The sequence below is a fragment of the Pseudochrobactrum sp. AO18b genome (assembly GCF_000409565.1).
GTDB classification, from domain to species: domain Bacteria; phylum Pseudomonadota; class Alphaproteobacteria; order Rhizobiales; family Rhizobiaceae; genus Pseudochrobactrum; species Pseudochrobactrum saccharolyticum.
In genome coordinates this window covers 1-1684 of the sequence record NZ_ANNO01000004.1, presented here as the reverse complement: position 1 = coordinate 1684, position 1684 = coordinate 1, and the positions used below count along the sequence as shown (strand labels likewise).

The window sequence follows — 1684 nt, the reverse complement described above, 5'->3', positions numbered from 1 at the left end:
CGCTGAAGAAATTCAGCGGCGTTTTGCTATAAAAGTCACAGCGTAGATTTATAAACGTTAAATTATCATATAAATTAAAATCTTGTTAAATATAACAGCTGATATGAGTAAACATTAAACATATCAATTAAGAACCAAGGAGATAATCATGGTTCTTAAATCAAATAAATATTACGCATTAATTTTATCTACAACGATATTATATTCCCAACCAAGTATTTTACATGCAGCAGAATACACTTGGAGCGGAACAGTTAACACAAACTGGTTTGAGACAAGTAACTGGGCGAAAGGCAACGGGGCCGAGGTCAATGGCATACCAGGAGAGGCCGACAGGGTAATATTTAGTAAATCTGCTATTTTCGCCCCATCAATTACATCTGGTAATAACACCACAATAAATCAATTAAGTTTTGGTGCAACAACCAGCACAGACTCTCCAAAGTTAAATATTGATGGAGGAACACTCAATGTAATAGAATTCGTTCTGCTTGAAAAAGCAGAAACTGGAAATACAATAAGCATTTCCAGCAACGGAAAACTTTCAATCGGCGGAAACTTAAATCATGGATACAATCCAGGTCCAACTAAGATTGTACTGCAATCTGGCGCAAGTTTAATCCAAACCAACACAAATTCCATATTTTCAACAGGTGAAGATTACGCATCCTCATTGCAAATTTTTGCGAAAGATTCAGGAACTCAGGCAACCCTTGGCCAAACAACCTTCGCAAATAAAGGCTTTACGAGTCTACATATCACTGAGGGCGCTCAAATTTTTACTGAAAATTTGACTTTAGCCAAAATTCAAAACTCCGATTTTGAAGCAACAATATCGGATGCAGACAGCAAATTATTATCACGTGACAATGTTATCTTAGCTGAAGGTGGTGACGCCACAATCACCCTTCTAAACAATGCAACATTGCAAACGGCCAATAAGATTATTATCGCCCAAAAACCTGGCTCAAAAGGAACAATTAACATTGGTAGCAACACCCAGTCAGGCGGTCAATTTATTGCCAATTCAATAGAAACAGGAGAGGGGATAGCGTTAATAAATTTCTTCAACACAAATGGAGTGTACAATTTAAATAGCAACATTACAGGAAGAGGGGAAATATACGTATTTAACAACTCCTACATACATACCGGATCACAAAAAAATATATTAACCATTGAGAATAAAGTATTTCTACGAGACACATCTACACTATCAGGATTTGTAAATATTTCAGATATCTCTAGTGATGCAACTTTATCACCGGGTGACAGCTCAAATTTTTTTGAAATGAAAATCAATGGAAGTTACATTGGTAATGAAAACAGTAAAATTGTTATTGATGTAAATTTAGATGATGACTACTCCTTCACTGACAAAATAAATATTACCGGAATTACATTAGGCTCATCAGCTATAATAGTACAAAATAAATATGGAAACGGTGCCTCCACTGTCAACGGCATTCAGATCATTGAAGTAGACGGGCAGTCAGACGCTACGATGTTTCTGGGTAATCCTGATTACACCACATCCGATGAAAAAGATGCCATTATCGCTGGCGCTTATGCCTATACGCTCGAAAAAGGCCTCCCTTCAACAGATGACGGTAACTGGTATTTACGCAGCTCTATTGTTTCTCCACCATCCCCCCCGGGGCCTCCTGTTCCACCAGGCCCGCCA

At 37.8% G+C, this 1684-nt stretch carries 1 protein-coding gene; it reads left to right on the top strand.

Features of this window, described 5'->3' with window-relative positions; genetic code table 11:
- Positions 1–148: 148 nt before the first annotated feature.
- Positions 149–1684: autotransporter outer membrane beta-barrel domain-containing protein (locus A918_RS0100200; protein ID WP_022709104.1), on the top strand; the 1536-nt coding region annotated here is incomplete at its 3' end.